This is a genomic window from Actinoplanes utahensis, assembly GCF_016862455.1.
In the GTDB taxonomy this organism is placed as follows: Bacteria; Actinomycetota; Actinomycetes; order Mycobacteriales; family Micromonosporaceae; genus Actinoplanes; species Actinoplanes utahensis.
This window is the reverse complement of record NZ_BOMZ01000048.1, coordinates 88,561-113,447: the sequence shown is the minus strand read 5'-3', so window position 1 is coordinate 113,447 and position 24,887 is coordinate 88,561. Positions and strand designations below refer to the sequence as shown.

22 protein-coding genes are annotated in these 24,887 nt (G+C 69.6%); 19 read left to right on the top strand and 3 right to left on the bottom strand.

Annotation, left to right across the window (positions count from 1 at the left end):
• Nucleotides 1–21 precede the first annotated feature (21 nt).
• The 12 genes from Aut01nite_RS18500 to Aut01nite_RS18445 all read left to right on the top strand — a co-directional run bounded on the left by Aut01nite_RS18500 (nucleotide 22) and on the right by Aut01nite_RS18445 (nucleotide 15,550).
• Nucleotides 22–1,845, top strand: a complete 1,824-nt coding sequence (locus tag Aut01nite_RS18500; RefSeq protein WP_043523303.1) for a DUF2264 domain-containing protein — start codon at nucleotides 22–24, stop codon at nucleotides 1,843–1,845.
• Between the two features lie 2 nt (nucleotides 1,846–1,847).
• Nucleotides 1,848–3,119 carry an ABC transporter substrate-binding protein gene (locus Aut01nite_RS18495; protein WP_043523302.1) on the top strand — a complete coding sequence of 424 codons (1,272 nt, stop codon included), beginning with the start codon at nucleotides 1,848–1,850 and terminating at the stop codon, nucleotides 3,117–3,119.
• A complete protein-coding gene (locus Aut01nite_RS18490) occupies nucleotides 3,116–3,997 on the top strand; it encodes a carbohydrate ABC transporter permease (protein WP_043523301.1) in 882 nt (293 codons plus the stop codon). Before Aut01nite_RS18495 ends, Aut01nite_RS18490 begins: the two co-directional genes overlap by 4 nt.
• Nucleotides 3,998–4,026: 29 nt before the next feature.
• Nucleotides 4,027–4,869, top strand: coding sequence for a carbohydrate ABC transporter permease (locus Aut01nite_RS18485; RefSeq protein WP_236642570.1), 843 nt, complete (start codon nucleotides 4,027–4,029; stop codon nucleotides 4,867–4,869).
• A gap of 23 nt (nucleotides 4,870–4,892) precedes the next feature.
• Nucleotides 4,893–5,507, top strand: a complete 615-nt coding sequence (locus Aut01nite_RS18480) for a ferredoxin-NADPH reductase (protein WP_152628529.1) — start codon at nucleotides 4,893–4,895, stop codon at nucleotides 5,505–5,507.
• A complete protein-coding gene (locus tag Aut01nite_RS18475; protein WP_043523298.1) occupies nucleotides 5,504–6,628 on the top strand; it encodes a glycoside hydrolase family 88 protein in 1,125 nt (374 codons plus the stop codon). Before Aut01nite_RS18480 ends, Aut01nite_RS18475 begins: the two co-directional genes overlap by 4 nt.
• Nucleotides 6,629–6,878: 250 nt before the next feature.
• A complete protein-coding gene (locus Aut01nite_RS18470; protein ID WP_043523297.1) occupies nucleotides 6,879–9,227 on the top strand; it encodes an NB-ARC domain-containing protein in 2,349 nt (782 codons plus the stop codon).
• Nucleotides 9,220–12,192, top strand: coding sequence for a Cdc6/Cdc18 family protein (locus tag Aut01nite_RS18465; RefSeq protein ID WP_161790590.1), 2,973 nt, complete (start codon nucleotides 9,220–9,222; stop codon nucleotides 12,190–12,192). Before Aut01nite_RS18470 ends, Aut01nite_RS18465 begins: the two co-directional genes overlap by 8 nt.
• A gap of 105 nt (nucleotides 12,193–12,297) precedes the next feature.
• On the top strand, nucleotides 12,298–13,500 hold the full coding sequence (locus tag Aut01nite_RS18460) for a hypothetical protein (protein WP_043523295.1): 1,203 nt from the start codon (nucleotides 12,298–12,300) through the stop codon (nucleotides 13,498–13,500).
• Nucleotides 13,497–14,453 (top strand): alpha/beta hydrolase family protein, encoded by a 957-nt coding sequence (locus tag Aut01nite_RS18455; RefSeq protein WP_043523293.1) that lies wholly within the window; start codon nucleotides 13,497–13,499, stop codon nucleotides 14,451–14,453. Before Aut01nite_RS18460 ends, Aut01nite_RS18455 begins: the two co-directional genes overlap by 4 nt.
• A 126-nt stretch (nucleotides 14,454–14,579) precedes the next feature.
• On the top strand, nucleotides 14,580–15,050 hold the full coding sequence (locus Aut01nite_RS18450) for a 2'-5' RNA ligase family protein (protein ID WP_043523292.1): 471 nt from the start codon (nucleotides 14,580–14,582) through the stop codon (nucleotides 15,048–15,050).
• A 47-nt stretch (nucleotides 15,051–15,097) separates the two neighbouring features.
• The gene (locus Aut01nite_RS18445) at nucleotides 15,098–15,550 is read left to right on the top strand and encodes a hypothetical protein (protein ID WP_043523388.1); all 453 of its coding nucleotides are present in this window, start codon (nucleotides 15,098–15,100) and stop codon (nucleotides 15,548–15,550) included.
• Nucleotides 15,551–15,718: 168 nt separating this feature from the next.
• Here Aut01nite_RS18445 and Aut01nite_RS18440 read toward each other — a convergent pair whose 3' ends face one another.
• Nucleotides 15,719–17,128 carry a ricin-type beta-trefoil lectin domain protein gene (locus Aut01nite_RS18440; protein WP_052163329.1) on the bottom strand — a complete coding sequence of 470 codons (1,410 nt, stop codon included), beginning with the start codon at nucleotides 17,126–17,128 and terminating at the stop codon, nucleotides 15,719–15,721.
• Nucleotides 17,129–17,182: 54 nt separating this feature from the next.
• On the bottom strand, nucleotides 17,183–18,241 hold the full coding sequence (locus Aut01nite_RS18435) for a substrate-binding domain-containing protein (RefSeq protein ID WP_052163328.1): 1,059 nt from the start codon (nucleotides 18,239–18,241) through the stop codon (nucleotides 17,183–17,185).
• A gap of 67 nt (nucleotides 18,242–18,308) precedes the next feature.
• On the opposite strand from Aut01nite_RS18435, the gene Aut01nite_RS18430 reads away from it, so the two are divergent.
• The 5 genes from Aut01nite_RS18430 (at nucleotide 18,309) to Aut01nite_RS18410 (ending at nucleotide 22,564) form a co-directional block, all read left to right on the top strand.
• Nucleotides 18,309–19,694, top strand: coding sequence for an RICIN domain-containing protein (locus Aut01nite_RS18430; RefSeq protein ID WP_043523290.1), 1,386 nt, complete (start codon nucleotides 18,309–18,311; stop codon nucleotides 19,692–19,694).
• Nucleotides 19,695–19,735: 41 nt separating this feature from the next.
• Complete coding sequence (locus Aut01nite_RS18425) at nucleotides 19,736–20,902, top strand: RtcB family protein (protein WP_043523289.1); 1,167 nt, start codon at nucleotides 19,736–19,738, stop codon at nucleotides 20,900–20,902.
• 135 nt (nucleotides 20,903–21,037) lie between these two features.
• Nucleotides 21,038–21,586, top strand: a complete 549-nt coding sequence (locus tag Aut01nite_RS18420; protein ID WP_152628526.1) for a hypothetical protein — start codon at nucleotides 21,038–21,040, stop codon at nucleotides 21,584–21,586.
• An 85-nt stretch (nucleotides 21,587–21,671) separates the two neighbouring features.
• The gene (locus Aut01nite_RS18415; protein WP_161790589.1) at nucleotides 21,672–21,845 is read left to right on the top strand and encodes a hypothetical protein; all 174 of its coding nucleotides are present in this window, start codon (nucleotides 21,672–21,674) and stop codon (nucleotides 21,843–21,845) included.
• Nucleotides 21,846–21,883: 38 nt separating this feature from the next.
• Nucleotides 21,884–22,564 (top strand): HAD family hydrolase, encoded by a 681-nt coding sequence (locus Aut01nite_RS18410; protein ID WP_236642569.1) that lies wholly within the window; start codon nucleotides 21,884–21,886, stop codon nucleotides 22,562–22,564.
• 79 nt (nucleotides 22,565–22,643) lie between these two features.
• Here the strand turns inward: Aut01nite_RS18410 and Aut01nite_RS18405 are convergent, their stop codons facing one another.
• Nucleotides 22,644–23,480 carry an SDR family oxidoreductase gene (locus Aut01nite_RS18405; RefSeq protein ID WP_043523287.1) on the bottom strand — a complete coding sequence of 279 codons (837 nt, stop codon included), beginning with the start codon at nucleotides 23,478–23,480 and terminating at the stop codon, nucleotides 22,644–22,646.
• Nucleotides 23,481–23,573: 93 nt separating this feature from the next.
• Here Aut01nite_RS18405 and Aut01nite_RS18400 point away from each other — a divergent pair, with 93 nt between their 5' ends.
• On the top strand, nucleotides 23,574–23,945 hold the full coding sequence (locus Aut01nite_RS18400) for a winged helix-turn-helix transcriptional regulator (protein WP_043523286.1): 372 nt from the start codon (nucleotides 23,574–23,576) through the stop codon (nucleotides 23,943–23,945).
• Between the two features lie 71 nt (nucleotides 23,946–24,016).
• Nucleotides 24,017–24,886, top strand: a complete 870-nt coding sequence (locus Aut01nite_RS18395; protein WP_043523285.1) for an AraC family transcriptional regulator — start codon at nucleotides 24,017–24,019, stop codon at nucleotides 24,884–24,886.
• Nucleotide 24,887: the final 1 nt, after the last annotated feature.

Sequence of the window (24,887 nt, the reverse complement as noted above, 5' to 3'; positions counted from 1 at the left end):
CGATCAACTTCGGAGCGTGACGTGCAGCCGTCCTCCCCTGCCCTCTCCCGCCGCGCCGACTGGACCGCCTACGCCGACCGGCTGCTCGCCGCCGCCCACCGGCACGCCTCCCCCAGCCACGCGCTGATCACGCTGCCCGGCACCGAGGGCGGCCACGGCCGGGCGGTCGACGGCCTGGAGGGCTTCGCCCGGACCTTCCTGCTGGCCGGCTTCCGGCTCGCCGGTGACCAGGGCAGAGACCTGGAAAGCCTGGCGGAACGCTATGCGGCGGGGCTTGCGGCGGGCACCGATCCGGGTTCCCCCGAGCGATGGGTACGCCTCACCGAGCACCCGCAAGCCAAAGTGGAGGCGGCCTCGATCGCCCTGATCCTCGACATGACCCGCCCCTGGATCTGGGACCGCCTGGACCCCGTCGTGCGGGAGCACGTCGTCGACTACCTGTCCCCCGCCGTCGGCGACGACACCTACCCGCGGATCAACTGGGTCTGGTTCCGCCTGGTCGTGCAGACGTTCCTGCGTTCGGTCGGCGGCCCCTTCTCCACCACCGAGATGGCGGCGGACCTGGCCACCCACGACACGTTCCGGCGGGCCGACGGCTGGCTGTCCGACGGCTCGTCGCGTGCCTACGACCACTACACCGGCTGGGCCCTGCACCTCTACCCGGTGCTGTGGTCGCGGATGTCCGGCGCCCCGCCGCTGCGCCCCGCCGACCGGGAGGCGCTCGACCGGTTCCTGTTCGACGCGCTCGCGCTCACCGGTGGCGACGGGTCCCCGCTGGTCCAGGGCCGCAGCCTGATCTACCGGTTCGCCGCCGCGGCCCCGTTCTGGGCCGGTGTCCTCGCCGACGTCCCGTCGCATCCGCCCGGCCGGCTCCGGCAGGCCGCCGCCCGGATCGTCGGCCACTTCCCCCTGCGGGACGACCTGCTCACGCTCGGCTGGCACGGCCCGTGGCCGCGGCTGGCCCAGTCCTACTCCGGTCCCGGTTCGCCGTACTGGGCGAGCAAGGGCCTGCTCGGCGTGGCCCTCCCGGCTGATCATCCGGTGTGGGCGGCGCCCGCCGAGCCGCTGCCGGTGGAGACCGGTGACGTGCTCCGCGCCGTCCGCGCCCCGGGCTGGCTGATCTCCGGCACCCGCGCTGACGGCATCGTCCGGGTGATCAACCACGGCACCGACCACGGTACGGAGGGCGTGCCCGGTGCGGACTCGCCGCTCTACGCCCGGCTCGGCTACTCGACGGCCACCGCGCCCGTCCTCGACGAGAGCGGCTGGACCGACCCGCTCGACCAGTCGGTGGTCCTCGTCGACCCGGCCGGGCGCCGATCCCATCGCACCGGCATGCGCGCGCTGGGCGTACACCTGCAGGAGGGTGTCGGGGTCGGCGGGTCGATCACCGAAGCGCACTGGCTGGAACCAGGCCCGCCCGCCCGCGACCACGGCCAGGGACGCCCCGGAAAGCTTCGCCCGGCCGGGCGGATCACCGTGTTCTCGCTGGTCCGCGGCCCGTGGGAGATCCGCCTGGTCCGGGTCGCGGACGCCGCCGCGGAGGCGGTCCGGCTCCGGATCGGCGGCTGGCCGGTCACCGGAACGCTGGTGTCCGCGCTGATCCCGGTCGTCGGCGACGGCACCCCGGGCGTCAGCGAGCACGACGACGCGGGCCCGCTCGGCGGTCCGGTCCGGGTGCCCTGGCTGGATTTCCCGATCGGCGACGGGTGGATTGCCGTGCTCACCGAACTCACCACCTCCGAGATTCCACCGCGGTGTCACGTCGACATCCGCGGTGGGCAGGTCCGGGCGGTCTGGCCGGACGCGGTTCGCACACACACCCGCATCGACATAGAGGAGTAGAAATGAAGCGCTCCCTCGCCGCTGTCACGGCGTTCCTGCTCGCCGTGACCGGTTGCGGCAGCGGCGGCGACGCCGAGGACTCCGGCCCGATCACGCTCACCCTGGCCGGGTGGAGTCTGGCGACGACGCCGGAGTTCAAGACGCTCGCCGACGGTTTCCGCGGCACGCACCCGGACATCACGATCGAGCTCAAGGAGTACGACGCCAACAACTACGACACGCAGATGACCGCGGACCTGGCCGCCGGCAAGGCGCCGGACGTCTACGTGCAGAAGAACCTGAAGAACTTCTACACCTACCAGCACGGCAAGCAGCTCGCCGACGTGTCCGACGTGGCCGCCAAGCTCGGGTCATCCGTCGGTGGGCTGGCCCCGTACCAGGTGGACGGCAAGACGTGGGCGATCCCGTACCGGTCGGACTCGTGGGTGCTGTTCTACAACAAGGCGCTGTTCGACAAGGCCGGGGTCGAGCACCCGGACGGCACGTGGACGTGGGAGCGGTACTCGGCCGCCGCCAAGGAGCTGACCACCAAGCTGAAGGCGAGCGGGTCGAAGGCGCTGGGGACCTACCAGCACACCTGGCAGTCGACCGCGCAGGGTTTCGCGCTCGCGCAGACCGCCGGGGCCGAGCTGCCGAGCGGGAACTTCGGGTACCTCAAACCGTATTACGAGACCGCGCTCGGCCTGCAGACGGCCGGGGCGCAGGTCAGCTTCGGCGACGCGACCACGAACAGCCTCACCTACCAGGCGCAGTTCGGCAAACAGCAGGCGGCGATGATGCCGATGGGCACCTGGTACATCGCGACGCTGCTCAGCCAGCAGGCCAAGGGTGACGCGGACAGCTTCGCGTGGGGCATCGCGCCGGCGCCGCAGCTGACCACGTCGGCCACCCCGGTCACCTTCGCCGACCCGACCGGGTTCGGCATCAACCCGAAGAGCAGCGAGCGGAAGATCGCGGCGGCCAAGGACTTCCTGGCGTACGCGGCCGGCCCGGACGCCGCGAAAGCCCTCGCCGGGATCGGGGTCACCCCGGCCGACAACGCGTCCGCCGTCGACACCATCCTCGCCCTCGAGGGCGCGCCGAACGACGAGGTGTCCCGGCTGGCGTACACCAAGCACGACACCAAGCCGGAGAACCCGGTGTCGGAGTACACCGCGCCGCTGCAGAACGTCCTCAAGGATCTGCACACCGCGATCATGTCCGGCAGCAAACCGATCGACGCGGCCATCACCGAGGCGCAGGACCGTGCCGAGAGCGAGGTCCTGAGCAAGTGAGCGCCGCGCGCGCCCGATGGCGTACCACCGCGGTGGGGTTGTCCTTCCTGCTGCCGAACTTCCTCGGCTTCCTGATCCTCACCCTGGTCCCGGTGGTGCTGCTGTTCTACTACGGGTTCACCGAATGGGACGTGTTCGGCGGGGCGACCTGGAGCGGGCTGGACAACTTCCGGCGGATGTGGGGCGACGCGAGCTTCTGGACGGCGCTGGGGAACACCGGCTACTACGCGGTGTTCCACATCCCGCTCACCCTCGCCGTGTCGCTCGGGCTGGCGCTGCTGCTCAATCGGAAGCTGCGGGGCGTCGGGTTCTTCCGGACGGTGGCGTTCTTCCCGTACATCACCTCCGTCGTGGCGATCGCGCAGATCTGGAACATGCTGTTCAGCCCCGGGTTCGGGCCGGTCAACGAGGTGCTGCGGTGGCTCGGCGTGGCCAACCCGCCCGGGTGGACCACGTCGGCGGACGCCTCGATGCCGGCCGTCATCCTGGTCGGCACCTGGCGCGACATGGGCTACTACATGCTGCTGTTCCTCGCCGGGCTGCAGACCATCCCGGGGCAGCTCTACGAGGCGGCGCGGGTGGACGGGGCGAACGCCTGGCAGCGGTTCCGGGCGGTGACCCTGCCCGGGCTGCGGCCCACCACGTTCTTCATCACCGTTCTGCTCACCATCGGCAGCTTCAAGGTGTTCGACCTGATCCTGGTGATGACCGACGGCGGGCCCGGGCAATCGACGCTGGTGCTGTCGCAGTACATCTACAAGAAGGGCTTCCAGGAGAACGAGTTCGGGTACGCGTCGGCGGTCTCCATCGTGCTGTTCGCGATCTGTTTCCTGGTGACGGTCGTGCAGTTCGTCGTCAACAAGCGCGGGAGCTCATGATGACAACCCTCTCCCGACCCATTCCCGTGGTGCTTCGACCCACTACTCCCCGCCGCTCCCGCTCCTGGCGGCTTCTCGGCTATCTGGCGCTCGCGGCGGCCTCGGCCGGGGTGCTGCTGCCGTTCTACTGGATGGTCATGTCGTCACTGAAGACGAACAACGACGTCTTCACGCTGCCGGTGGAATGGATCGCGGCCGATCCGGTATGGAGCAACTACGCCGACATCTGGGCCAAGTCCGACATGACGACCTGGCTGGGCAACACCGTCCTGCTGTCCGCGACGGTCACCTTCCTCCAGGTCTTCACGGGCAGCTTCGCGGCGTACGGGTTCGCGAAGATCCGTTTCCCCGGGCGGGACGCGCTGTTCCTCGCCTACATCGGCACCCTCGCCGTGCCGTGGCAGTCCTACATGGTCCCGCAGTTCGTGATGATGTCGAAGCTGCAACTCACCGACACCCTGTGGTCGATCGTCGCGTTGCAGGCGTTCGGGGCGCTCGGCGTCTTCATGATGAAACAGTTCTACGAGACCGTCCCGGACGAGCTGCTCGACGCGGCCCGCATCGACGGGATGAGCGAATACGGCATCTACCGGCGGATCATGCTGCCGCTGTCGGCGCCCGCCCTCGCCAGCCTCGCCCTGATCACCCTCGTGACCACGTGGAACGACTACCTCGGGCCGCTGCTCTACCTGCGCAGCCCCGACCTGTGGACGATCCAGCTCGGCCTCAAGTCGTTCATCAGCCAGTACAACGCCGAGCATGCGTTGATCATGACGGGGTCGGTGCTGTCGGTGCTGCCGATCGTGGTGATCTTCCTGGCCGGGCAGCGGTACTTCGTCGAAGGCATCGCGACGACGGGACTCAAAGGATGAGGTACGAACGGATCTTCCAGGGCGTGCACCTGGCGCTCGTCACCAACCTGATGCTCGCGGTCGCCTGCGCGCCGCTGCTCGCCGTCGTGCTGCTGACCGATCCCGGGCGGACCTGGCCGCTGCTGGTGCTGTTCGCGCCGCTCGGCGGGCCGGCCCTGGTGGCGGCGTTCACGGTGCTCACGGCGTACCCCCAAGGTGTCGTGCGCACTTTCTGGAACGCCTGGCGCGTTTGCGCCCGACGCGCGCTGACCGCCGCAACCATCGCCTGCGCCGCGCTCCTGGTCCTCGGCGTCGACGCCTCCTTCTTCGGCCTTCATGAAACCGGAGCTCTCCTGCTTCCGGTGATCGTCGTGGCGATGACGCTGGTCGTGGTCACCACACTGCTGGTATTGGTGGCGCTCGCCGAACACCCCGGAATCCGGTTACGCGACGCCGCCCGCGCCGGCCTCTTTCTCGCGGTACGCCGCTGGTATCTGAGCCTTTTCTCACTGCTCGTCCTCGTCGTCTTCGAAGCCCTGCTGGCGGCCCGCCCGGCGATCGCGATCGGCGTCGCCGCCAGCCCACTGCTCTACATCATTCTCGCCAACAGCCGATTCACGCTCGCATCGTTGGCACCGCCTCTGGGAAGGACGACATGACGGCGATCGCCGACCGGACCGGAACTGCCGTGACCGCCGCCCTGCGCACCATCGACGCCAACATCGCCGCATTCGGCGACCGCTATCCCGCCGACACCACCACCGGCGACCGCTATTCCCCACGGCCCGCGAACACCGGCTGGACCACCAGTTTCTGGCCGGGAATGTTGTGGCTCGCGCACGATCTGACCGGCGAGCCGCACTATCGGGAAGCGGCCCGTTCGCACGTGATGTCCTTCGTGGACCGCGTCGACAGGGGAATCGACCTCGACACGCACGATCTGGGCTTCCTCTACACGCTGTCGTGCGTGACGGCGTGGCGCCGCGATCGTGACCGGGAAGCCCGCCGCGCGGCGCTGGTGGCCGCGGAACACCTGCTCAGCCGGGTGCTGCCGGCGGCCGGAATCATTCAGGCGTGGGGTGATCTCTCCGATCCACGGCAGCAGGGCCGCACCATCGTGGACAGTCTGATGAACACGCCACTGCTGTTCTGGGCCGGCCGGGCCACCGGCGATCCCCGTTTCGCGGCGGCGGCGCGACGGCACGCCGGCCAACTCCGGGAGCACATTCTGCGGCCGGACGACACCACCTATCACACGTTCTACTGGGATCCGGCGACCGGCGAACCGTTGCGCGGCGAAACCGAACAGGGCAGCGCCGACGATTCCTGCTGGGCGCGCGGGCAGGCGTGGGGCATCTACGGATTCACCCTCAACCACCATTACACCGGCGATCCGACACTGCTCACCGCGGCCGTCCGCTGTGCCGACTACTTCCTCGCCCACCTGCCCGCCGACGGCGTCGCCCATTGGGATTTCGCCTCGCGGGAGGAACGGGACAGTTCCGCGGCGGCCATCGCGGTGAACGGGCTGCTCGAACTCGCGGCCGCCGTTCCCGCCCGCCGGGCCGGCCATTACCGGACCGCTGCCGGGCGCATCCTGCGCGCACTGATCGACGGCTATTCGACGATCGGCCGGCCCGACTCCAACGCCCTGCTCCTGCACGGCGTCTACGACAAACCGAAAGGCGTCGGCGTCGACGAGGGCAACCTGTGGGGCGACTACTTCTACCTGGAAGCCCTCACCCGCGTGACCCGGCCCGGCTGGACCCGCCCCTGGTGAAAGGGGATCACCGCCATTCACCCGGCCGATCTCCCCCTTCGGGTAATGTGGGCAGGCTGGGCGAATGCGGCTGTGAGCAGCGAAGACGCCTCGTGGATCTCCTCTCCCGGGTGGCAACCAGGCAGGCTAGCTTGGATCCGACAGGCTCACGGTCGAGTTGATCATCATGCCTGGGGCATCATTGCTGCACCGGGCGACGGGTTCGGAGGGGGTTCGTGTGGCTGACTGGAACGCGCGACGATCCGACGGTGTGTTCAGCCGATTCCGTCAGGCCGTCCTGTTGTTCCTTCCGGTCATCGCCGCATTGGTCGGCATCCTCGCGGATGCGAAATTCAAACCCCTTTTGGCCGCGGTGGGAATCTTCTTTCTGATCCTCGGACTCGTCGTCCTTTCCCGGGAACGACGATCCGGCACCTCCGTTCCGGTGAAGCGGTCCCGCACACCGGTCGACCTGCCGCCCCAGGTCGGGCCCCTGCTCGGCAGGGACGACAAGCTCGCCGAGGTCGTGCGGCTCTGCACTTCCCCCGGTGGTGACACCGCGCGGATCGTCGTCATCCGTGGCGAGGCGGGGATGGGGAAGACCGCCCTGGCCGTCCATGCCGCGCACCGCATGGCGAAGGACTTCCCGGACGGCCGGTTGAGCATCTCGCTGGAACAGAACCTCTACGGCGACAAGTATGTCCGGCACATCCTCGGCGACTTCCTTCAGGCGCTCGACGGCATCGGCGCCCGCGAAGTCGATGACGAGACCACCCTGGCCGCGCGATACCACAGAGTCACGCGGGACAGGGCGGTCCTCATCGTTCTCGACGCCGTCGAGAACATTCCGCCGGAGAACGTTCAGGCGCTTCTGCCGCGTGGTCCGCGCTGCGCCGCGATCGTGACGTCACGGAAAGACTTCGACATCGGCCAGGGCAGCACCGTCACCCTACGGCCGCTCGAGCCCGAGTATTCCGTCCAGCTGCTGGGGAACCTGATCGGATCGAAACGGGTGCAGGGCGATCAGGAGTCGGCGGCGACGAGAATCGCCGAACTCTGCGCCTACCATCCGTATTCGCTCGAATTCGCCGCCTCTTCACTGGTGGACCGCCCCAGGTCGGCGCTCAATATCGCGGTGCTCCGGGCGAGCGAGTTCTGGACCGCACACCGGCCTCCGTCCCCGCCCCCGGCCGGCGAACCGGCCAAGTCGGCCGAACTGCGTTACGCGCTCGACTTCGGGTTCGCCCTCCTCACCGAGGAGGAGAGGAACGCGGTACGCCGGCTCGGGCTGATCGAACCCCACTTCTACCCTTGGATGCTCCAAGCGCTGCTGAAGGTGGACGAACCGGAGGCGATGCGGATCGTGAACCGCCTCGTCGCCGTCCAGCTGGTCGAGCGAATCACGGCGGACTCGGCGGGCGTGCCCGTCTACCGGACCCACGACTGGGTCCGCCAGTACGCGCGGGACGTGCTCGACCGCGGGACGCCGACAGCTGAGCGGCGCAACGAGAAGGATGAGATCACGCGCGCCGCGAATCGGCACCTCAGCTCCTCGATGCCGGCCGCCACCATCCAGGACACGGTCTATGGCGACATCGACAAGGGCGAGTTGGCCAGCGCCTTCCAGAAGGCGCGGCAGTCGCTCGCTGTCGCACGGAAAAAGGAAGAGAAGACGCCTGAGGGGCTGGCCCTGATGGCGCTCGCCGAGCTGCGTGCCGAGGCCGGCGAGACCGACGTCGTGCGAGATCTGGCCGAGATGGCGTGGAACATCGACGTACCCGAGGTGCGGGCACGGGTCTGCCGAGTGCAGGGCCATCTCTACCGGCGGGTCCGCCGGCTCCGCGACGCGGAACAAGCGCTCCGGCTCGGCCTGGAACTGCTCGGCGGCGCGGATGATTCCGAGGGCATCCGGATCCGTGCCGAACTGGTCCTGGTCTACGCCCTCGATTCCCGCCTGCGGGAGGGGCTCGAACTCAGCGTGGCCGTACTGCGAGAGTGTGAGGCCAAGGGGCCCGCCGGCAAGGGTCTCCTCCCACGTGTGCTCCTCGCGAAAGGAATGGTGCACGCCGGTCTCGGCGACTTCGAGGCGGCGGAGTCGGAGATGTGCCGGGCCGCCGAGGTGGCCGAGGGGCTGAAGTTCGCGCTGTGGCAGGCGTGGATCCAGTACCGCCGGGCCGAGACCGCGGTGACGGCCGGTCGTGTTCGCGAGGCTCAGGGCACGCTCTACACCGCGCTGGAACAGTTCACCGCTATCGGGCATCGCTACGGCGTCGGCCACTGCCGCTCCCTCCTCGCCCGGATCCATGTGATGACCGGCCAGTTGCTGCACGCGGAGGCCGCCGCGGAAGAGGCCGTAGAGACGTTCCGTACCTGCGGGGATGCCTGGATCGACGCGGACGCGGCGCTGGTGCTGGCCGACATCCAGCGACGATCTCGGCGTCCCGGCGACGCGCAAGCCACGCTGCGGACCGCCGCACGTCTACTCGGCCAGGTGGGTGACGGGTGGCGGGCGGCGCGGGTCCGGGGTGCCGCCCTACTCCTCTACCTCCCGAGAGCCCGGTCCGTGTTGCTGGGCGCGCTGCCCAGCCGTCGATCCGCGGAATCCTCCGGGCATGCCTGAGCTGCCGTCAGAGATCCGGAGCAAACGCCCGGCGGGCGCTCGGGAGGCATGGGCGGCTTATTTGATCGTGGCCGTGCTGGCGGCCGTCGCGGTGCCGGTCTTCGGTCTGTCCTGGACGCTCGTGCTGTCCACCGCGGCCGTCGCGACAATCAACATGATCCACGCGATCAACATAGCCAGGCGGCAGCAGCACAGCGTGCATCCGTTCACCGGGCCGATGACCCGGCGCCCCACCGGACCGGCGCGTGTGCGCCCCATCCCGCCACCGTCGCGTACCTTCCGGGGTCGCCGGGCGGCGCTCGGCGCGGTGCGCCGGTGGCACGACGAACTCGTGAAGGCGGACGACACTCCCGGCGAGCGGAGTCCTCGCCTGCTGATCCTGCACGGCAAACCGGGCGTGGGAAAGACCGCGCTGGCGCTGAAGGTGTGCCAGGAACTGCGGAAGAGTTATCCGGACGGCAGCCTGTACGCGAACCTCGGGCAGGCCGGGGAGGTTCGGGCGCCCGGTGAGATCCTCGACGCCTTCCTGTTGTCGCTCGGGATCCCGGAGAGTGACATTCCGGGCCGGGTGGAGGATCGGGTCCGTCAGTACCGCTCGACCGTCGCCGGCCGCCGGATGATCATCCTGCTCGATGCAGCCCGGGACGCGTCGCAGCTCAGAGACCTTCTGGTCAGCGCGCCACATTCCCTTCTCGTCATCACCAGCCGGATCAACCTGCCCGCCCTGACCCAGGCCAAGCGGATCGAGGTCGACGACCTCAGCGACATCGAGGCCGTGGCGCTGCTCAACGCCTGCGGTGTTCGGACCGGCGGGCGCGACCTCGAATACGCGATCGAGGTAGCGGAGTCGTGCGGCCACCTGCCGATCGCCCTCCGGGCCGCCGCCGACCTCGCGGCGCGGCACTCGCTGGACGTCCGGGACCTCGCCGAGCGGATCCGTGACCCGCGCACCCGTCTCACCGCGCTCCGCGGTGGCGGCCGCATCCCGGCAGAACGGCTGAGCAGCCAGTACCGCGTGCTGCTGGACCGCGCCGCCGAGGCGTTCCGCTTTCTGTCCCTCGTGCAGTCGGAGACCTTCGTCCCCTGGGTGATCTGCCCGTTGCTCCAGGTGCCCTACGCCGAGGCGGAGAACATCGTCGCCGAACTGAAGGAGATGAACCTGGTCGACTCCGTCGGGCCGGACCCGGTCACCGGGATCGACAGATACGCGTTCAACCCGTTCGTCCGCCTCTACGCTCGTTGGGAACTGGACCGGTCCGCGGACGAGCGAACCATCGAGAAAGCCCGGAAGGAACTGCTCCAGGCCTACCTCGAAGCGATCGACCGGGTGCTGTTCCGGATCTACCGGGACGGCTACGACGCCGAGCGCCCCGACATGGAATCACGCTACTTCATCGTCGATCCCCCGGTGCTGCGCGACATCGCTTACCGGCCGGAACCCTGGGTCCGGGCCGAGTACCGCAGTCTCGTCGCCGCGATGGAGGAGTCCTATCAGCGCGGCTGGGCCGGCATGACCTGGCGCATCGCGCGCTGGCTCGGCACTTGTGTGCCGGACCGGGTCGAGGTGCCGGTGGTCACGGCGGCCTTCGGCAGGGCGTTACGCGCTGCCGAGTCCTCGTCGGCCCGGACCGCGGTGATCGACGTGCTGCTCGCCCGCGGCACCTTCTTCTCCGCCATCGAGCGGTATCCCCGCGCCTTCCAGGACCTGTTCGAAGCCGTCGCCAGGACGACGGACGCCGTGGCCTCGGATCCGCGGCTGGCGTTGCGTCGGGCCGTCGCCGAACTGACCATCGCCGAGTCGCTGATCCAGGCCGGTGAGTACCGGCACGCCGCCGCCCGGCTGGCCGAGGCGCGGGAGACGGTGGCCGCCACCGGGGAAGACGACCTGATCATGCGGCATGAACTGCTCGAGCGTGAGGTGTCGCTGGACACCGACGGCGTACTGGAGATCAAGCTGCTCCCGCATTCGAGTGACGGCCTCGCCTTCCGGCTGGGGTTGTCGTACGCCCAGGCACATCGGGACCAGAACCGGTGGATGAACGCGGCGACGGAGCTCGAGTCGGCGACCGAGGAGTTCCGGGCCGACGCGCGCAAGATGGCGACCATCGGTTACCGGACGACCCGGCTCCACCTGGACTGGGCAGCGCACCTGCGCGGCGACGGGTCCGGCCGTACGATCCACTCCTCCCGTAAGGAGGCCGTCGACAAGGCGAGACGTGCCACCTTGTCGGCGGTCATCGCGCTGCGGTCACAGATCCGGTTGAGCAACCGCATGGGTGAGGTTCGAGCCCGGTACCTGCTGGCGCGGACCCTGCTCCACTCCGGGAACCTCGACGCGGCGGTCTACGAGCTGGCCGCTGCCGAGCAGGTCTTCGCGGATCTCGATCCGTTCGCGACGGCCATCGGCGGGCCCCTGCACACCCGCCTGCTGAGGCTGCGCGGCGAGATCGCGAGCAAGAGGAACAAGCCGGAGGGGAAGGAGATGCTCGGGCGAGCCCTGGCGGCCTACCACGGGTTGATGGATCACCGTTCGGTGCGGGAACTCGAGTCGGAACTCGGGTTGACCCCGGCGGAACGCGACAGGATCGTACGAGATCACAGCGGCCCCGGTGGGGCCGTGGAGCTGCTCGTCGACAGCGACGACGCCAGCGCCGCGACGCCCCGGGTCGGCTCCGGTTTCCCGGTCACCATCCGTGTCGACCCCGGCGGGCTGTTCGAGGACCCGGCGTCGCTGGAGCACTTCGATGTGTCGATCCAGCTGACCGCCGAGGGGGCGTCGGTGCGCCCGGCCGGCCGCAGCGCTAACATCGGCGGAAGAGGCGAGCCCGTATCCGTGTCCTTCGAGGTGGCTCCCGAGCGGATCGGCTCGCTGATCATGCGATGCCAGGTCTTGTCGCTACGGGACGGGACTCTGCTGCACGACCTGCAGTGCTTTCCGATGGATGTCCTCGGCCCAAACAGGTGACTCGACCCCGTGCTCAAGCGCATCAACTCCAGGGATCTGAGTCCCCCTGCCCGGGTTCCGACCCCCGGGCCCCGGCGGTGCGCCGACCGGGACCATTCCCTGATCTTGAGGATCACCAAGATCCACAGTGGCGGCAATGAGTTCGGCTTCCATCTGACCGTCAAAAACGCCGCGGGCGTCCACTACTACGAGGGTGAGTCCGAGCTCAGCGAGCGAGATCTGTACACCGAGGTCACGAAGCTGCAGAGTCTGTGGAACGACCGCCTGGTGACGTATCAAGGAGACAATGATTCGCCCGATTTCTACCCTTTCGCCAGTGTCTACGACCTTTCCCGGTGCGATCGAGTGGCCGATCTCGACGCCGCGATGAGGGCACTGGCGCGCGGAGGCTGGGAACTCTTCCGAGACATCTTCCTGGCATACGAGCGGACGGACGACATGCGGAAGCTCGGGGAGGCGCTACGGGCCGCGTTGCGCAGTGGGGAACAGAAACTCATCGTGATCAGCGACGACTTCTTCGCCCCCTGGGGGATGATGTACCTCCCTCCGCCGGGCGTGAACATGGCGGATGCGGGCGCGCCTTGGGAGCACACGAACTTCCTCGGGTACGGCCACTACGTCGAACACTCCCCGGCGAAGCCGAGACGTTCTCCGCCGGTGATCACCGTCCGGGGTGTCCTGCGTGCCGCGATCAATGTCGACACCGGTCTGGACAAGCAGTTCCGGTGCCACTTCGTGGCCGACATGGTGCGGTTCTTCGAGACGACGTCCCACCGTGATCTGCGGGAGGAACGCGACGATCTGCGGGCCGCGATGGAGAGGGACGGCCTCAGCGAGCACCTCGCCTACTTCGGGGTTCACGCCCACGTCGACGACTTTCACGTGACCGAGCCGCCCCGACTGACCCTGACCGATCGGGAGAATCCCATCTCCCCGCTCGACCTGCGGCGATGGCACGACGACCACCCCCGTGACAACGGTCCGCTGATCTTCATGAACGCGTGCCGTGGTGGCCAGATGCACTCCGCGTTCCATAAGTCCTTCAGCGGCATCCTGCTGATGCTGGGGGCGCGATGCCTGATCGGGCCCCATGTCGACCTCCCGGTGGCGTTCGCGGGTGAGTTCGCGCGCAGGTTCTTCATCGGTGTGCTCGCCGGCGAGATGGTCGGCGACGTCATGCTGCGGACGGTCCGAGAGTTCGCCGACGAGTACCGCAACCCCTTCGGTTACACGTTGACCATGCATCGAGGGCTCGACACCTATCTTGATCTCGAAACCGCCGGCGAGCGGGGACAGGAAGCCCGATGACGTTCCTGACGGTTTCGCTGGACCGACACGGGAGCCTGCTCCAGCCGGGCGGCCGGGTGGTGCCACGAGCCAAGGCGCCGGACTTCCTCGCCACCCATCTCACCCTGGACGCGGACGTCAGTGACATCTTCGTCTTCGTGCACGGGTGGCTGGTGCCCACCAAGCGGGCGCAGCACGCGGCGCTCCGCTTCCGGCAGATGGTGATGGCGGCACACCGGGACGACCCCGGCCGCTATCCGCACCTCACCCGGTTCAAGCCGGCCTTCGTCGGAGTCCGGTGGCCCTCTCTCGGGCCGTACCGGAAGATGAGAGAACGGGCCCACGCCATGAGCCGCGACGGATCGGCCGGCAACGTTCTGGCCAGCATGTTGGGATATATCGACGCGATACGGGAGAAGCCCGGCAGATCCGGTCCGGTGCTCACCACGAGCCGCGGCCAATACCTGCACTGTGTCGGGCACTCCTTCGGCGGCCGCTTCCTCGGGGAGGCCATCATCCAGGCCGGCTGGCCCGATACGGCTCCCCGGCTGGGCTGGCGGTGGACCAGCGCGTACCCGTTCAACGTGGACACCTACCTCGGCCTGCAGGTCGCGGCCCCGTCGGTGGTGTTCAGCGACAGGTTCGCGCCCCTGCTCAACGGGAGCGCCCCGATCCGTGGCCCGGTGGCGCTCACCCACTCCCGGCACGACATGGCGAACCTGCTCTGGCACCGGGTCATGGAACGCCGGCCGGCGGTGGGCGCCGTCGGATCCACCTGGCCGGCAGCGGCCCACCGGACGCGGCTCAAACCCGTGACCGAGGCGTACCGGCAGCGGGACTTTCCCACCCGCCTCACCAACGTGGACGCGACGTGGTTGTACGACAGCAGGACGTTCCCGGTCGGAGCCCACTCCGACTTCTGGCACCCGGAGACGATGCACCTGCTGCTCTCGCTGGCCGACCTCGCCCGCTGAGGTGTTCCCTTCCGGCCATGGGTTCCGCCTTGATGACGGATGGCCTCGAGCCCGACGAGCGCCGGCGCCGTGCAGATCCGGTATTACGTGAGCTGACGTTCCGTGCCCGGGTGACACTGGCTGGCGATGCACACCGTGGAACTCCTTCTCGACGACGCCCTGGAAGCCGGTGTCCGGTCATTGTGGGACCGGCTGCACGCCGCCGGGTTGGCCAGCCTGGCCCGGCACCGGCACGTCACGAACCGCCCGCACGTCACGCTGGTGTCCGCGGTCTCGCTGGCCGGCCTGCCAGTCCTGCCGCTGCCCCTCGACACCGTCCTGGGACCGGTCCGGCTGCTGGGCCGGGCGCTGGCCCGTGAGGTGGCGGACACGCCGGCTCTGCGCCGCCTGCAGAACGACGTCTGGCAGGCCGTCGGCTCGGAACATCCGCACTACGCCCCGGGCCGCTGGATCCCGCACGTCAGCCTCGCCCTGAACGTCCCGCCGGATCAGCAGAAGGCCGCGTGCGCGCTGCTCGCCGACATCCCGCCGGTTGCGGGCCGGCTGATCGCCGCCCGCAGCTACGACACCGGATCCCGTACGGTCACGATGCTCTGAAAAGCGCCCACCGAAAAATGTCAGGGGGTGCTGCCATGATGCCCGACATGGAGATTCTGGCGGGTGTGGGTGTGACATCGGCGCGGGTCGGCGAGAGTCGTGCGGTCATCGAGAGCCGCGTGGGGCCCGCACTGCGTCCCGGCGGCAAACGCCTGGCGGTCTACCCGTCGCATCCGGTGCTGATCGTCACCTACGGGGCCGACGACACCGCCGAGATGGTGGAGGTCGGCAACGACGGCGGCGCCGAGGAGGTGTTCTTCCAGGGGGTCCAGGTGACCTACCGGTTCATGGATGAGGTGGTCGCCGAGCTGGAGGCGCGCGGCCATCGCGCCGAGCGTCACGACATGGGCTATGTCTTCCGGTCCGGCTTCCGGATCTGGTCGATGGGCGCGGTCGAGCCGTCCGAGATCGACCCGGACGCTTTCGACGACGACCCGCGCCTGCTCGTCGAGGGCGTCACCGTCGCCCCGTACCGGGACCTTGTCGGCGCCGGCCGCTGACCGCAGGTTCCCGGCGCGGTTTCACCCGGACGGTCGTTCGGGCCGGCCCGAACGCATCCCGTGATCGCTGGAGATCGGTCGTCCTATCCTGCGAGGGGATTCGCCTGGTCATGTCAGCGAAAGCTCGCACCCACAATTCGCGTAGGACGACCGGACTACACACACCGATCAGACGACCGTGCGGGTCCACTGCTGGTTGGCGCCGGTTCCGCAGGTGTACTGGTGGATGTCGGCGCCGTCGGCGGTGGACGCGCCGACCACGTCCAGGCACTTGCCGCTGTGCCGGGCCTTGAGCTGTCCGCCGCTGAACGACCATTGCTGGTTCGTGCCGCCGCCACAGGTGTACTGGATGATGTTGGCGCCGTCGGCGGTCGAGGCGGAGGCGACATCCAGGCACTTGCCGCTGTTCTGGTTGACGATCCGGAGCCAGCCGGCGCCCAGGTCCTCGAAGGCCCAGCGCTGGTTCAGGCCGCCGTTCCAGGTGTACTGCTTGACCTCGGCGCTGTTCGCCAGGGACGCCCCGACCAGGTCGAGGACCTTGCCGCCGCCTTGGCCGGTGACCCGGTAATGCACGGTGGGCGCGTTGCCGCCGCCGTCCAGGCCCCACGAGTACCGCAGCTGGTCCCGGCCGGACGCGCTGGTCGTGGTGAGGCCGAGCGCGGTGCCGGAGCCGGTGATGTCCTGGAGCCGGTACCAGTCGTTCGGCCGCACGCCGGGCCAGTAGACGGTACCCAGGCCCAGCGAGCGGGCCTCGGCCGCGGTGCCGCGGATGAACGCCACGAAACTGTCGCCGGTGGTGGGGGCGTCGTAGTTGCGGCCGTCGGTCATCGGGGCGCCGAACTCGGTGATCACGACCCGGTCGGCGTACGGGCCGACGCTGGTTCGCAGCGATTCCCGCCAGGAGTCCTCGGTGGTGCGGGCGGTGTCGAAGAACTGGTAGGTGTGCCGGGAGATCAGCGTCCCGTCGAACCGGCTGTCGCTGCCGATCGTGGTGAGCCGCTGGTTGTAACCGGCCCCGGAGATGATCACGCGGCCGCGCGGGACCGACGAGTGGTTCGCCAGCCATTGGGCGGCCAGGTTCTTCCAGGCGTCGTCGGTGTAGGCGTACGGCTCGTTCATCGGCTCGAAGTGGACCAGCGCGTTGCCGCCGTACTTCGTGACGATGGTCTGCCACAGCGACCAGAACTGGCCGAGATCGTCGATCGTGCCGTTGCGGGAGCTCGCGCTCTCCCAGTAACTGAGGATGACCTTCATGCCTTTGGCCGTGGCCGCGTCGATCACACCGGTGTACGAGTTCCAGTACGCGCCGGTGACGGTCGCGTGGTTCACCGGTAGCCGTACCGTGTTGGCGCCGAGGTTGTTCTGGAAACCGGTCAGGATCCCGTTGGCCTTCGCCACCGTGGTGGCGTAACTGTCGCTGGTGGTCAGGCCGCCGAGCACGAGCACCCCGTCGACGAAGTTGTCCCGCTCGTCGGCCCAGTTCACGCCGCGGAAGCCGGTGGTGGCCGCCTGCGCCGGGGCGTCGAGGGTGATCAGGGCCAGGAGGGCCGCGGCCAGCGCCGCGCAGATCCGCTTCATGGCGACATGGGACCGCCGCGACGGCACCGGCCGCCAGGAACCGAACCGAACCGTTCACACCCGAACACGGCGGGACAGCGACGACTGCCGCACCACCAGTTCCGGCGCGACCAGCACTCCCTGGGCGGGCCGGCGGTCGCCGTCGAGCAGCCGCGACACCATGAGTTCGACGGCCAGCCGGCCGACGTGGTTCTTCGGCGGCCGGATCGCGGTCAGCGCCGGCTCGGCCAGGTGCGCCACCTCGTCGTCGTAGGACACGATCGCCAGGTCGTCGGGCACCCGGATGCCCCGGTCGGCGCAGTCGCGCGCGACCGCGATCGCTTCCGGGTCACTGTGCACGACCACCGCGGTCAACCCTTTCACCGGCACGTTCACCAGGTCGGCGGGCAGGTCCAGGTCCGCGCAGGCGCGGCGCCAGCCCGTGCGGAGGTACGCCGAGGTCGGGCTCCCCTCGGACACCAGCAGGCCGATCCTCCGGTGGCCCTGCTCGTAGAGGTGGTGAACGGCGATCTCCAGGCCCAGCTCGTGGTCGCTGCGCACCCACTCGACCGGCCGGGGCCCGCCCGTCCACCGGCGCGGCTGCCGCTCGACCAGGATCACCGGCACCGGCAGCCGGGCGATCCAGCCGGGCATCCGGTCCGCGTCGTCGCCGTCCAGGCGGGGCGCCAGCAGCAGCCCCTGCACCTGGCCGGCGTCGATGAGCCGGCCGATCTGCCGCCGGTCCTCCGCCGGGTCGTAGCTGGATCCGCGCAACTGCACGTTCACCCCGAGCGCCGCGCCGGCCGCCCGTGCCCCGGCCACGATCGGCGGCCAGTAGAAGTCCAGCGACGGCACCACCATCCCGATCGTGAACGCGGTCCGCCGCGCGGCCGGCCGGGCCGGCAGCGGGATCGGGAGCGTCGCGCCGCCGTGCACGCGCTGGACCAGGTTCCGGGCGGCCAGGGCGGTGATGTCGCGGCGGATGGTCAGCTCGCTGACGCCCAGGTCACGGGCCAGGTCGCTGACCCGGACGGCGCCGTTGCGCCGGAGTTCGGTGAGCAGCCGCTCGTGCCGCTGGACCTGGAACAGGGCTGTTCGATTGGTTGCGTTTGCGACCGAGCGGGATCGCACCATGGCATCACCGTTTCCGACCGTTTACGAAGACGTTACGCACATTCTTACGCATCGATGGGGTGTCCGGATGAGGCTTCTCGCTGTCGCCGCGGTGACCGCACTGGTCGTGGCGCTGCTTCCCGCGCCGGCGCAGGCCGCGCCGGTGACCGTCACCAACGGGGTCCAGTTCACCGACACGTCCGGCGCCGGGGTGCACGCCCACGGCGGCGGGGTGATCAGGGTGGGCGCCTACTGGTACTGGTTCGGGGAGAACCGGAACGCCGACGACACGTTCAAGGCCGTCTCGGTCTACCGGTCGGCGGATCTGCGCACCTGGGAGTTCCGCAACAACGTGCTGACCTCGTCGTCGGCGGCCGAGCTGGGCAGCGCCAAGATCGAGCGGCCGAAGGTGATCTACAACCCGGCCACCGGCCGGTACGTGATGTGGATGCACAAGGAGAACGGGACGGATTACGGCGAAGCGCGGGCCGCGGTCGCCTCGTCGGCGACAGTGGACGGCGTCTACACGTACCACGGAAGCTTCCGGCCTTTGAACCACATGTCCCGGGACATCACGCTCTGGGACGACGGTGGCACGGCCTACATGATCTCCGCGGCGGATGAGAACCGGGACCTGCAGATCTACCGGCTCACCGCCGACTATCTGCAGGTGGCGACGCTGGTCGGCAATTTCTGGGACAACGCGACCCGGGAGGCGCCGGCGATGTTCAAACGCAACGGCGTCTACTTCCTGCTCACCTCGGGCACCTCCGGGTGGAACCCGAACCAGGCGAAGTACGCGACCGCCACCAGCATCGGCGGGCCCTGGTCGGGGTGGACGAACGTCGGCGACTCCACCACCTTCGGTTCCCAGCCGGCCTACGTGCTGCCGGTCGGGAACAGCTTCCTCTACATGGGCGACCGGTGGGCGGGCGCCTGGTCCGGGCCGGTCAACGACTCCCGGTACGTGTGGCTGCCGATCGCCTTCCCGTCGAGCACGTCGATGTCGCTCTCCTGGTATCCGACGGTCACGATCGACGCCGCGGCCGGCGCCGTCACCGGAAACCCGGCCACCTACTACCGGCTCACCAACCAGAACAGCGGCAAGGTCCTCGACGTGGTGAGCGCGTCGATGGCCGACAACGCCGAGGTCAAGCAGTACGCCTGGAACGGTGGCGGCAACCAGCGCTGGGAGTTCCAGGACGCCGGCAGCGGATACTTCCGGATCGTCGCCCAGCACAGCGGCAAGTGCCTGGACGTGGCGAACGCGTCGGCCGCCGATGGGGCGAACGTCATCCAGTGGGCGTGCGGGAACGGCACCAACCAGCAATGGTCGCTCAGCGGGGGACAGCTCAGGGCCCGACACAGCGGCAAGTGCCTGGACGTGGTCTCGTCGAACACCGCCGACGGCGCCGACGTCCAGCAGTACACCTGTAACACGGGCGCCAACCAGCAGTGGTCGCGGACGGCATAAATCGGTCTCGGATCCCTTCGGCGGACCCGTACGGTACGGGGATGCAGCAGATCAACCAGCGTCTGATCAACTGGGCCAGCATCCTCGAGGAGGAGACTCTCCGGCAGGCCGAGAAGGCGTCCCGGCTGCCGTTCATCCATCCGCACATCGCGCTGATGCCGGACGCGCACCTCGGCAAGGGCGCCACCGTCGGATCGGTCATCCCGACCCTCGGGGCGATCATCCCGGCCGCGGTGGGCGTCGACATCGGCTGCGGCATGGCGGCGGTCCGCACCCAGTTCCACCGCGACGACCTGCGCGGCGATCTGAGCCGGCTGCGGACGTCGATCGAGCAGGCGGTGCCGCTGTCGGCCGGCGCCTACAACACGAAGCTCACCGCGTCGGCGCGGCAGCGGGTGGACGAGCTGACCGCCCAGGCCGTGGCCGCCGGATTCGATCCGGGGACGTACGCGAAGAACTGGGCCCTGCAACTGGGCACCCTCGGCAGCGGCAACCACTTCATCGAGGTGTGCCACGACGAGAAGGACGCGGTGTGGCTCTTCCTGCACTCCGGATCCCGGGGCGTCGGCAACAAGATCGCGAGCCATCACATCCGGGTCGCGCAGAACCTGATGGAACAGCGGCGCATCGACCTGCCCGACCGGGACCTCGCCTACCTGGAGGAGGGCACCGACGAGTTCGACGCGTACCTGCGGGAGCTGCGGTGGGCGCAGACCTTCGCCCTGGTCAACCGGGACGAGATGATGGACCGGCTGATCGCCTGCGTCGCCGCCCACACCGGGACCGCGGTGCGGCAGCTGGAGCGGGTGCAGTGCCACCACAACTACACCGAGCAGGAGACCCACTACGGCGAGCGGGTGTGGCTGTCGCGCAAGGGCGCCATCAACGCCGCCAAGGGCGTGGCCGGGCTGATCCCCGGCTCGATGGGCGACGCGTCGTACGTGGTGGTCGGCAAGGGCAACGCCGCGTCGCTGAACTCGTCACCGCACGGGGCCGGACGGGCGTACTCCCGGTCGAAGGCCCGCAAGACCTTCACCCGCGAGCAGCTGCGCACGGCCATGAAGGGCATCGAGTACCGGGACACCGACGCGTTCCTGGACGAGATCCCGCAGGCCTACAAGCCGATCGACGTGGTCATGCGGGACGCCGCCGACCTGGTCGACATCCGCCACACCCTCCGCCAGGTCGTCAACGTCAAGGGCGACTGACGTCGTCCTCCATCCGGACATTGCAGCACTCCGGGGACGGAACGCCTAGTGATCCTCAACCCGGGGCTTAGTCGTTGAGCACTTCGGCCGACTGAAAGTAGGGGGATCGGCCGGGCGACGGAAGGATGCGACGGTATGGAGGGACGCTACCGAGGCGTTCGTGTGCGTCCGCGGGAGCGGCGCGGCCCACTGGCGGCGGCGATGCTCGGCGCACTGGGGATCGCCGGGGTGACCGCGGCCCTGACCGGCGGTGTCCTGTACGCGGAGCACACCGAGGCCGCTCCGGGCCTGCCGTCGCCTGCCGCCGGTACCCCGTTCGTGTACGACCCGGCCGCCTACCGGCATGCCCTCGAAGCGGACATCGGGCACGAACTGACCGCGGCGAGCTTCGCGAGGATCGAGGACGTGGCGGGGATGGCGTGCGGCTGGGACGGCGACGAGTTCGCCGACTGGGTGGCGCTCAACGCCGACGACGGCAGCCTCGGCAAGGTGCACCTGGACGTCAGCTACCGCTGCCCGGACCGCCGCGACGACATCACGTCCGCGCTGGAACGCATCGACCACGCCCGCCGCTCCTGCGTGATGCCGGCCGGCGCGGACCCGCGGATCCTCGCCTCCGTCGAGGGCAAGCCCGCCCAGTCCGCCCTGACCTGCCTGTTCCTCAACGACACGGGCGACCTCTGAGGAAGCGTATGAAGGGGCCTCAGGTTGGAGCAGGCGTTGCGGTGATTCGCCGGTTTCCGGGGCGGGACGGGCTCACGATGGGGGTATGGGAGAGGCGCACTTGCAAGACGAGTCCAAGAAGATCCACGGGGACAAGCTGGCGGCGGCGTTCCGGAAGCGGGACGACGAGGTCGCGCGGCTGCCGCGGCACCCGGCCGCGAAGGTGAAGGCGGACGAGGAGTCCCGGGACGAGATCGGGTCGGCGACCGGGCACTCGTAATCGTGTGATCATCACCTGCAGCCCGTAGCGTGGTGGCGGTGATCGATCACACCGGGCCGCAACGGGCGATGCGGGGGATGGTGTTCTTCGACGTCGACGGGACCCTCACGCCGGGCAGCAGCGGGCAGCATCTCGCCGAGTTGCTCGGGCATGCCGAGGCGTGCCGGGAGGTGGAGGCGGCGTACGACGCCGGCACCATGACCAACCAGGAGGCGTCGATCGTCGACGCGCGGGGGTGGGCCGGGCGCACCCCGGCCGAGGTGCGCGGCTTCCTGACGACGTTGCCGCTGGTCGACGGCATCGAGGAGACGGTCGCCTGGTGCCGTGCGCACGGTCTGGTGCCGGCGCTGGCGACACTGGCGTGGGACGCGACAGGCGCCTACCTGTGCGAGCGGTACGGATTCGACCGCGCCTGCGGGCCACGCCTCGAGGTGCTCGACGGCCGCTACATCGGCACGGTCGCCGAGCACCTCGACGAACAGGGCAAACGAGACTACGCGCTGGCGCTCGCCGCCGAGTACGGGGTTCCGATGGACCGGTGCGCGGCGATCGGGGACAGCCGGTCGGACCTGCCGCTGTTCGCGGTGGCCGGACTGCCGATCGCGTTCAACGCTGGCCCGGCGGCCCGGTCAGCGGCCCGGGTCGTCGTCGACAGTGGCGATCTCCGGGCCGTTCTGGATCCGCTGCGGGTGTGGCTGGACGGCCAGCAGGACCGCTGACACCGCCGTGACGGCGGCGGCGAGGAGGAAGACCAGGGCGGGGGGGGTTCGGCCCGGCCCGGTCATCCGCGCCGAACTGTCAGCGGAACACGTCGAGGTGACGGCGCACCCAGTCGCCGAAGGGGCGGGCCGGGCGGCCCAGGATCTCCGGGATGTCCGTGCTGACCTGCTGTTCCCGTTCGGTCGGGTGGCCCAGGATGTCGAGCGTGCCGTCGACCACCGGCGCGGGCATGACGGTGAGCATCTGCGCCCGGGCCTCCTCGGCCGGCTGGTCGGCGAACCGGACCGGCTCGCCCAGGGCCGCCGCGATGGCGGCCGCGCGATCACGCGGGGTGGCCGCTTCGGGGCCGGTCAACTCGTACACCCGGCCGCCGTGCTGGTGGTCGCGTAGGGCCGCCGCCGCGACCTCGGCGATGTCGGCGGGGTCCACGACCGGAAGAGCGACATTCCCGAAAGGCGAGGTGACGGTACGTGTCTCGCGCACCTGCGGCGCCCAGGCGAACGCGTTCGAGGCGAAGCCGCCGGGCCGCAGCACCGTCCAGTCCAGTCCCGATTCCCGGACCGTGTCCTCCAGCGCCCGCAGCGGCGCGTGCGACACCGAATCCGGTCTGGTGCCCGCGGCCTGTGAGGACAGCAGCACGATCCGGCGAACGCCGCCGGCCTTCACCACGTCCAGGATCGCCGGCGCGTCGAGGTGCGCGCCCGCCCCGGAGACCAGCAGGAAGAACGCGTCGGCGCCGGCCACCACGTCCCGCAGGCTCTCGGGTCGGGCCAGGTCGGCCCGGTGATGGTCCACTCCGGCCGGGAGGTTCCCGGGCGCCTGCCGGGACACCGCACGCACCGGTACGCCGCCGGCTGCCAGCGCCCGCACCAGCGGCCGGCCCACATTGCCTGTCGCCCCCGTCACCACGTACACGATCGACTCCCTGTCGTCGATGGATCAACGTCGGGCAGACGCTAACAGCCTGGAGATAGTAGGTACCTAGAGGAAAGTGACTATCCTTCGGGGATGCGCGTGACCGAGTCCTCCCCCGCCCCCGAACTGGCATGCCCGATCGCTCCCGTGGTCGACATCGTCTTCAGCCGCTGGACCACCCCGATCCTGTGGACGCTCCACGAGTTCGGCCGGATGCGGTTCGTCGAACTGGAACGCCGCATCACCACGATCACGCCGAAGGTGCTGACCCAGCGGCTGCGCCAGCTCGAACGCGACGGGCTGATCACCCGCACCTACCACCCGGAGGTCCCGCCCCGGGTGGAATACGAGATCAGTGACCTCGGGCGCGGTCTCGGCCCCCTCTTCGCCCACCTCGCCACCTGGGCGAACGACAATCTCCCCAAGGTCGAGGAGTCCCGCCGGGTCTACGACTCCCCCGCCTGACCGGATCGGGCAGCAACGATCGGGCGGCGGGCCGGCCCGGACGGCCAGGCTGGTAGTCGAAAGGAGGCCTCGTGATCTCGGCACTCAACCGTCTCGTCGACATCGCCGAAGAGCGGCTCACCACGGAACTGGACGTGCCCGCGGTCGCCCGCGAGCTCGGCACCACCGAGTACCACCTGCGCCGGATGTTCTCGTCGCTGGCCGGGATGCCGCTGTCGGAGTACGTGCGGCGGCGCCGGATGACCGTCGCCGCCGGTGAGGTCGTCCGCGCCGAGGACGACCTGCTGACGATCGCGGTCCGGCACGGTTACGGCTCGGCTGAGGCGTTCGGCCGCGCGTTCCGCGCGGTTCACGGAGCAGGACCGGGTGAGGTACGCCGTGACGGAGGCCCCCTTCGCACCCAACCACAGATCAGGTTCCGCCTGACCGTCGAAGGGAGTGTCCCCATGGACACCCGCATCGCCGACCGCCCCGCCGTCCGGCTCGCCGGCTACGCCACTCGGGTTCCGCTGATCCACGTCGGCGAGAATCCGCACATCCGGCAGTTCGTCACCGGGCTGCCCGCCGAGGCCCACCAGCGTCTCAAGGACCTCAGCGGCACCGAACCGGCCGGACTGCTGCAGGTCACCGACGGCATCGAGCCGGACGCCCCGGAGGGCAGCGAGCTCACCTACCTGCACGGCGCCGCGATCACCGCCGACACGCCGGTCCCGGCCGGTCTCGACGTCATCGAGGTCCCGGCCGGCAAGTGGGCGGTCTTCCGGACCTCCGGTCCGTACCCGTCGGCGCTGCAGGACGCCTGGGCGGCCACCGCGACCGAGTGGTTCCCGTCCAACCCGTGGCGGCTGCGGCCCGGCCCGTCCATCGTCGCGATGCTGGAGATCGCCGCCGACTTCAGCACCGCGACGTGCGAGCTCTGGATGCCCGTCGAGCCCGCCTGAC

Excerpts from the sequence above, each read along its gene's own strand:
- Aut01nite_RS18415 (WP_161790589.1), top strand. The coding sequence starts at position 21,672 with ATGGGAGAGGCGCACTTGCAAGACGAGTCCAAGAAGATCCACGGGGAC.
- Aut01nite_RS18440 (WP_052163329.1), bottom strand. The coding sequence starts at position 17,128 with ATGAAGCGGATCTGCGCGGCGCTGGCCGCGGCCCTCCTGGCCCTGATC.
- Aut01nite_RS18435 (WP_052163328.1), bottom strand. The coding sequence starts at position 18,241 with ATGGTGCGATCCCGCTCGGTCGCAAACGCAACCAATCGAACAGCCCTG.
- Aut01nite_RS18475 (WP_043523298.1), top strand. The coding sequence starts at position 5,504 with ATGACGGCGATCGCCGACCGGACCGGAACTGCCGTGACCGCCGCCCTG.
- Aut01nite_RS18400 (WP_043523286.1), top strand. The coding sequence starts at position 23,574 with ATGCGCGTGACCGAGTCCTCCCCCGCCCCCGAACTGGCATGCCCGATC.
- Aut01nite_RS18455 (WP_043523293.1), top strand. The coding sequence starts at position 13,497 with ATGACGTTCCTGACGGTTTCGCTGGACCGACACGGGAGCCTGCTCCAG.
- Aut01nite_RS18425 (WP_043523289.1), top strand. The coding sequence starts at position 19,736 with ATGCAGCAGATCAACCAGCGTCTGATCAACTGGGCCAGCATCCTCGAG.
- Aut01nite_RS18495 (WP_043523302.1), top strand. The coding sequence starts at position 1,848 with ATGAAGCGCTCCCTCGCCGCTGTCACGGCGTTCCTGCTCGCCGTGACC.
- Aut01nite_RS18465 (WP_161790590.1), top strand. The coding sequence starts at position 9,220 with ATGCCTGAGCTGCCGTCAGAGATCCGGAGCAAACGCCCGGCGGGCGCT.
- Aut01nite_RS18445 (WP_043523388.1), top strand. The coding sequence starts at position 15,098 with ATGGAGATTCTGGCGGGTGTGGGTGTGACATCGGCGCGGGTCGGCGAG.
- Aut01nite_RS18430 (WP_043523290.1), top strand. The coding sequence starts at position 18,309 with ATGAGGCTTCTCGCTGTCGCCGCGGTGACCGCACTGGTCGTGGCGCTG.
- Aut01nite_RS18420 (WP_152628526.1), top strand. The coding sequence starts at position 21,038 with ATGGAGGGACGCTACCGAGGCGTTCGTGTGCGTCCGCGGGAGCGGCGC.
- Aut01nite_RS18450 (WP_043523292.1), top strand. The coding sequence starts at position 14,580 with ATGCACACCGTGGAACTCCTTCTCGACGACGCCCTGGAAGCCGGTGTC.